The sequence below is a fragment of the Pseudidiomarina piscicola genome, from assembly GCF_902806985.1.
Classification (GTDB): domain Bacteria; phylum Pseudomonadota; class Gammaproteobacteria; order Enterobacterales; family Alteromonadaceae; genus Pseudidiomarina; species Pseudidiomarina piscicola.
This window is the reverse complement of sequence record NZ_CADCXY010000009.1, coordinates 46,203-52,327: the sequence shown is the minus strand read 5'-3', so window position 1 is coordinate 52,327 and position 6,125 is coordinate 46,203. Positions and strand designations below refer to the sequence as shown.

Genomic DNA, 6,125 nt, shown 5'->3' with positions numbered 1-6,125 from the left:
TTGAAGCGGGAAGCGTATTCTACGCTATCCGGTGCCAGCGTCAAGATCCTTTTCGATCTTTTTTTTGCAAGCGCATCGCGCTGCTGGCTACTGTCGCTGTGGCCTAAGCCTCGGTGACAACGGCGGCGAATTATAAGGATCATGGCCGCCGGTGCAAGATCTTTTTGCGAAAAAAGTTCTGACTGCTTTTTTTTTAATCAAATTGAACGATTTTTACCTATCTATTGTCTACAATGGTTGCTAATGTACGAAAACTGAGCGCGCTGCAACGCAGCTTATTCCAGCTCAGAGCAACTAAACAAAGATTAAAATAATAAAGGTGCGCAACAGATGAGAACAACAACAGCGCTTATTATCGCGACTAGCTTACTCTTTCCGCTTAGTGCTTCGGCAATGGCGATACAAGATAGTATCTCACCAACTGAGCGAGTGGGTTACTCAGTAGACGAAGATAATGAACGACTCGTTAATACCTATCTCCGTATGTTTCGCTATTATACCAAGCGTAATTTTTCGGTGACTCGTACGGTTCGTGTACTTATGAGTAACTACCCACAGCATGTCGAACCCATTTTACATGCCGCATTCGAACGCTACCCAAAGAATTACGAACACATTATTAAAGCGGCCATCGATGCAGAACCAGGTTTCACCCATGACATCATGGCGGTCGCCATGCATTTAGATATCGCACCTGCAACCGAACTAGTACGTATCGCGGTAGAAGCTGAACCTGCCTACGCTGATCAAATTGTTGCCGAAGCAAGTCGTGTCAACCCAACCCAAGTGGAAGAGTTAGTACGCGTTGCGATTCGCATTGAGCCTGAAATGGCAGATAGCGTAATGCAGTCGGCGAGTACCTCTCAACCTGAGCAAGTCGAAGGTATTGTGCATGCGACCTTGAGTATGTTGCCGGCCGTTGGCGATTACTTGGTCAGCTCACTCAATGACTTGATCTCTCTGATTGGCGGTAGCAACGCCGATGCCAACCCGGCAGCAGGGAAACAAGAGGCTATCTCGGTGATTCGTGGCGCCTACCGTGCTGGAATGAACTACGAAGAGCTGGAAGTTTTAGCTGCGCGCCATGGCATCAATGACCAAGAGCTTGCAACAGCCGTAAAAGCTTCCACAAATTAACCGAACGACACTTGCTACTGTGTCCTTCAAACAAAAAAAGCCGCTCAATGAGCGGCTTTTTACTATCTCACTAGGAGAACTTACTCTACTACTGCAACTTCTTCAGCTTCAGTAGCTTCAACTTCTGGACGGTCAACTAGCTCAACATAAGCCATTGGCGCGTTGTCTCCGGCGCGGAAGCCACACTTCATAATACGAGTGTAACCACCAGCGCGTTCTTCATAACGCGGGCCCAATTCATTGAACAACTTACCAACCACATCTTTATCGCGAGTGCGAGCGAAAGCCAAACGGCGATTCGCAACGCTATCTTGCTTCGCTAAAGTGATCAGCGGCTCAATAACACGGCGCAGTTCTTTTGCTTTTGGAAGTGTCGTTTTGATCACTTCGTGACGCACAAGTGAGCTTGCCATGTTGCTGAACATCGCTTTGCGATGGCTGCTGTTGCGGTTGAGTTGACGACCACTTTTACGATGGCGCATACTTATACCCTTCTCAGTAAATCTCTGTAAAAGATGCCTTAGTCGCGATCAACGAGACTTGCTGGCGGCCAATTCTCTAGGCGCATGCCCAAAGACAAACCACGTGACGCAAGTACGTCCTTGATCTCAGTCAGCGATTTCTTACCAAGGTTAGGAGTCTTCAACAACTCAACCTCAGTACGCTGCACTAAGTCACCAATGTACTGAATAGCTTCTGCTTTCAAACAGTTCGCAGAACGCACAGTTAATTCCAAATCGTCTACCGGACGTAATAAAATCGGATCGAATTCCGGTTTCTCTTCTTTCTCTTCCGGCTCGCTCATGTCGCGTAGCTCAACGAAGGCTTCTAACTGCTCAGCCATAATTGTTGCTGCACGGCGAATAGCTTCCTCTGGATCCAGAGTGCCATTCGTTTCCATGTCGATAACCAGTTTGTCCAAGTCAGTACGTTGCTCAACACGAGCTGAATCAACGTTGTACGCAATGCGTTCAACTGGACTGAAAGAAGCGTCGACGAGTAGAAGACCGATCGGACGCTCTTCATCGTCAGCAGACTGACGTGCCGAAGCTGGTACATAACCACGACCACGTTCTACTTGGATTGACATCTCAATCTCAGTATCACCTGTTAAAGTACAGATGAGGTGGTCAGGGTTAACAATCTCGATATCTCCATCATGGGTGATATCGCCAGCCTTGACAGGGCCCGCTCCAGATTTTTTCAAGGTCAGAATCGCTTCATCTTTACCTTCCATGGTAACTGCTAGACCTTTGAGGTTCAGCAGAATTTCGATGACATCTTCCTGAACACCCTCTTTGCTGCTGTATTCGTGTTGAACACCTTCAATTTTAACTTCAGTCACAGCCACTCCAGGCATAGACGAAAGTAAAATACGGCGCAACGCGTTGCCCAGCGTGTGACCAAAGCCACGCTCAAGAGGCTCCAACGTCACTTTTGCGTGAGTCGGGCTAATTTGTTCAATGTCGACTAGCCTTGGCTTAAGGAATTCGGTAACAGAACCCTGCATTGTGTCCTCTCTTTATGCTTAAGCTTTACTTAGAGTAAAGCTCTACGATCAACTGTTCGTTAATTTCGGCAGACAAGTCCGAACGCTCTGGCAGTCGTTTAAACTGACCTTCCAGTTTGTTCCCGTCTACTTCTACCCACACTGGCTTCTCACGCTGTTCTGCGAGATCCAATGCAGCAGCGATGCGCGCCTGCTTTTTCGCTTTTTCGCGAACGGACACAACATCTTCCGGACGAACTTTGAACGACGGAATGTTGACAACTTGGCCATTCACTACCACTGCTTTGTGGCTGACCAACTGACGGGCTTCAGCACGCGTTGACGCGAATCCCATGCGGTAAACGACGTTATCTAAACGTTGCTCAAGCAATTGCAGCAGGTTCTCACCAGTGTTGCCCTTAATACGGGCAGCTTCTTTGTAATAGTTACGGAATTGCTTTTCTAATACACCGTACATACGACGTACTTTTTGCTTTTCACGTAACTGTAAACCGTAATCAGACAAACGGCCACGACGTGCACCGTGCTGACCCGGAGCGCTCTCGAGTTTACATTTCGTATCGATCGCGCGTACGCCGCTCTTAAGGAACAAGTCTGTTCCTTCGCGACGACTCAGTTTGAGTTTTGGACCCAAATATCTAGCCATGATCTTTCTCCAACTATCGTGTGGCGCCTACTAAACGCGACGTTTCTTAGGCGGACGACAACCGTTGTGAGGAATAGGTGTCACATCAGTAATGTTCGTGATGCGATAACCTACAGCGTTCAATGCGCGAATTGATGATTCGCGACCAGGACCTGGGCCCTTTACGAACACTTCTAGGTTTTTCAACCCATATTCCTTCGCCATTTCTCCTGCGCGTTCAGCAGCAACCTGTGCAGCAAACGGGGTAGATTTACGTGAACCACGGAAACCTGAACCACCTGCAGTTGCCCATGCCAACGCATTACCTTGACGGTCAGTAATGGTCACAATGGTGTTATTGAAAGATGCATGGACGTGAGCCATACCATCTGCGACTTGTTTTTTAACGCGCTTACGAGTACGAGTTGGTTGTTTAGCCATGTCTCAACTCCTTACTTCTTAATAGGTTTACGCGGACCTTTACGGGTGCGCGCATTAGTTTTAGTGCGCTGTCCACGTAGAGGCAAGCCACGACGATGACGAAGGCCACGGAAACATCCGAGATCCATCAAGCGTTTAATATTCATCGATACTTCACGACGTAGGTCGCCTTCAACAGCGAACTTCCCTACTGCTTCGCGAAGTAGATCCAGTTTTTCTTCTGACAAAGAGCCGATCGTAGTATTTTCTTCGATGCCAACCGCAGCAAGGATATGCTGTGATCGGGTACGACCAATACCATAAATCGCAGTCAGGGCAATGACTGCATGCTTATTGTCAGGAACGTTAATGCCAGCGATACGGGCCACTAACACGTCTCCTTATATTTATGGGTGACCAGTTGAAAAGCCCGTTAGGATACTCAACCAGTCGCCAGATTGCAAACATATCAAAGCCGCAGCCACGAATACTTCTTCGAGGCCGCGGTCTTCTTCATCGAATTAACCTTGCCGTTGCTTGTGCTTAGGGTCACTGCAAATTACACGCACAACACCGTTGCGCTTAATAACTTTGCAGTTACGGCAGATTTTCTTCACGGAAGCACGAACTTTCATTGCTACACTCCGTAATTATCCAACCTTAGCGGCCGAAGCCTTTTAGGTTAGCTTTTTTGAGGACCGAGTCATACTGATGAGACATCAGATGAGTTTGGACCTGCGCCATAAAGTCCATAATAACTACAACGATAATCAATAATGATGTACCGCCAAAGTAGAACTGAACGTTCCATGCAATCATCATGAACTCAGGAACCAAACAGACAAAGGTAATGTACAACGCGCCCGCAAGAGTCAAGCGGGTCATTACTTTATCGATGTAACGCGAGGTTTGTTCACCTGGACGAATACCAGGGATAAACGCTCCCGACTTCTTCAAGTTATCTGCTGTCTCGCGAGGGTTAAATACCAACGCGGTGTAGAAGAAACAGAAGAAGATAATTGCCGCTGCATAAAGCATTACGTACAAGGGTTGTCCCGGTGACAAAGTCAACGACACTTCCTGTAAGAAGTTTGCAACCATACCCTCGCCTTGGCCGAACCAAGTTGCGATAGTGCTTGGGAACAAAATAATACTCGATGCAAAAATCGGTGGAATAACACCGGCCATATTAACTTTCAATGGCAAGTGTGTACTCTGCGCTGCAAAAACCTTACGGCCTTGCTGACGTTTTGCGTAGTTTACCACAATGCGGCGTTGGCCGCGCTCGACAAACACAACAAAATACGTCACTGCGAATACGATGACACCGATCAACAATAACAACAATAAGTGTAAATCACCCTGACGTGCTTGCTCTGCCGTCTGACCAATGGCCGACGGTAGGCCCGCTACAATACCGGTGAAAATAAGAATAGAGATACCGTTACCAATCCCACGCTCAGTGATTTGCTCACCTAGCCACATCAAGAACATTGTTCCTGTGACCAAGCTCACAACCGCTGTGAAGTAGAATCCGAAGCTTGGGTCAATTACCAACCCAGGCATCAGACTTGGTAAGCCAGTAGCAATACCAATCGATTGGAACGTCGCGAGTACTAACGTACCCCAACGCGTGTATTGACTAATCTTACGTCGACCAGCCTCTCCCTCTTTCTTAAGCTCAGCTAAACGTGGGTGAACCACCGACGCTAACTGCATAATAATCGAGGCAGTGATGTACGGCATGATACCCAAAGCGAATACCGATGCACGTTCGAGAGCACCACCGCTGAACATGTTAAACATGGCAACGATGGTATCTCTTTGCTGATCAAACAATTGAGCCAATACAGCGGCATCAATACCAGGAATAGGCACAAAGGAGCCTGCACGGAACACGATTAACGCGCCGAGTACAAACAGCAAACGTCGTTTAAGTTCCGAGGTGCCGCCTTGAGCTCTGTTAGATTCCAATCCTGGTTTAGCCATTTGCTCTATCCTTCGATTTTGCCGCCAGCAGCTTCAATAGCTTCGCGGGCGCCTTTGGTGACCTTAATGCCTTGTACTGAAACAGCACGGCTGAGTTCGCCTGATTTGATCACTTTAACATGCAAGATGTCATTGCGAATCAAACCAGCTTCTTTCAAGCTCGCCATGTTTACAGTATCGCCAGCAACTTTCGCAATCTCAGCTAGGTTAACTTCTGCAGTCACGTATGACTTGCGTGAAGTAAAACCGAACTTCGGTAAGCGACGTTGAATTGGCATTTGACCGCCTTCGAAACCTGGTTTCACTGAGCCGCCTGAACGCGACTTCTGGCCTTTATGACCACGTCCACCAGTTTTTCCTAAGCCTGAGCCAATACCACGTCCGAGACGCTTCTTGCTGGTTTTAGCACCAGGTGCAGGGGAGATTGAGTTCAAGAACATCGTA

9 protein-coding genes are annotated in these 6,125 nt (G+C 47.8%); 1 reads left to right on the top strand and 8 read right to left on the bottom strand.

Features of this window, described 5'->3' with window-relative positions; translation table 11 throughout:
* The first annotated feature begins 330 nt into the window (after positions 1-330).
* Positions 331-1,137 carry a hypothetical protein gene (locus tag PSI9734_RS11920; RefSeq protein ID WP_173921353.1) on the top strand — a complete coding sequence of 269 codons (807 nt, stop codon included), beginning with the start codon at positions 331-333 and terminating at the stop codon, positions 1,135-1,137.
* 80 nt (positions 1,138-1,217) lie between these two features.
* Here PSI9734_RS11920 and rplQ read toward each other — a convergent pair whose 3' ends face one another.
* The 8 genes from rplQ to rplO all read right to left on the bottom strand — a co-directional run bounded on the left by rplQ (position 1,218) and on the right by rplO (position 6,121).
* Positions 1,218-1,619, bottom strand: a complete 402-nt coding sequence (gene rplQ / locus PSI9734_RS11915) for a 50S ribosomal protein L17 (RefSeq protein ID WP_173921352.1) — start codon at positions 1,617-1,619, stop codon at positions 1,218-1,220.
* Positions 1,620-1,657: 38 nt separating this feature from the next.
* The gene (locus tag PSI9734_RS11910; protein ID WP_173921351.1) at positions 1,658-2,647 is read right to left on the bottom strand and encodes a DNA-directed RNA polymerase subunit alpha; all 990 of its coding nucleotides are present in this window, start codon (positions 2,645-2,647) and stop codon (positions 1,658-1,660) included.
* 25 nt (positions 2,648-2,672) lie between these two features.
* Entirely contained in the window at positions 2,673-3,293 is a 621-nt protein-coding gene (gene rpsD / locus PSI9734_RS11905; RefSeq protein ID WP_173921350.1) for a 30S ribosomal protein S4, read from the bottom strand.
* A 30-nt stretch (positions 3,294-3,323) separates the two neighbouring features.
* Positions 3,324-3,713, bottom strand: coding sequence for a 30S ribosomal protein S11 (gene rpsK / locus PSI9734_RS11900; protein ID WP_173921349.1), 390 nt, complete (start codon positions 3,711-3,713; stop codon positions 3,324-3,326).
* An 11-nt stretch (positions 3,714-3,724) separates the two neighbouring features.
* Positions 3,725-4,081, bottom strand: a complete 357-nt coding sequence (gene rpsM / locus PSI9734_RS11895; RefSeq protein WP_173921348.1) for a 30S ribosomal protein S13 — start codon at positions 4,079-4,081, stop codon at positions 3,725-3,727.
* A 132-nt stretch (positions 4,082-4,213) separates the two neighbouring features.
* Positions 4,214-4,327 (bottom strand): 50S ribosomal protein L36, encoded by a 114-nt coding sequence (rpmJ, locus tag PSI9734_RS11890; RefSeq protein ID WP_055439830.1) that lies wholly within the window; start codon positions 4,325-4,327, stop codon positions 4,214-4,216.
* Positions 4,328-4,352: 25 nt separating this feature from the next.
* Positions 4,353-5,681, bottom strand: coding sequence for a preprotein translocase subunit SecY (secY, locus tag PSI9734_RS11885; protein WP_173921347.1), 1,329 nt, complete (start codon positions 5,679-5,681; stop codon positions 4,353-4,355).
* Positions 5,682-5,686: 5 nt separating this feature from the next.
* A complete protein-coding gene (gene rplO / locus PSI9734_RS11880; protein WP_173921346.1) occupies positions 5,687-6,121 on the bottom strand; it encodes a 50S ribosomal protein L15 in 435 nt (144 codons plus the stop codon).
* Positions 6,122-6,125: the final 4 nt, after the last annotated feature.

Coding starts and splice junctions, on each gene's coding strand:
- rpmJ (WP_055439830.1), bottom strand. CDS start 4,327: ATGAAAGTTCGTGCTTCCGTGAAGAAAATCTGCCGTAACTGCAAAGTT.
- rpsK (WP_173921349.1), bottom strand. CDS start 3,713: ATGGCTAAACAACCAACTCGTACTCGTAAGCGCGTTAAAAAACAAGTC.
- PSI9734_RS11920 (WP_173921353.1), top strand. CDS start 331: ATGAGAACAACAACAGCGCTTATTATCGCGACTAGCTTACTCTTTCCG.
- rplQ (WP_173921352.1), bottom strand. CDS start 1,619: ATGCGCCATCGTAAAAGTGGTCGTCAACTCAACCGCAACAGCAGCCAT.
- rpsD (WP_173921350.1), bottom strand. CDS start 3,293: ATGGCTAGATATTTGGGTCCAAAACTCAAACTGAGTCGTCGCGAAGGA.
- rplO (WP_173921346.1), bottom strand. CDS start 6,121: ATGTTCTTGAACTCAATCTCCCCTGCACCTGGTGCTAAAACCAGCAAG.
- PSI9734_RS11910 (WP_173921351.1), bottom strand. CDS start 2,647: ATGCAGGGTTCTGTTACCGAATTCCTTAAGCCAAGGCTAGTCGACATT.
- secY (WP_173921347.1), bottom strand. CDS start 5,681: ATGGCTAAACCAGGATTGGAATCTAACAGAGCTCAAGGCGGCACCTCG.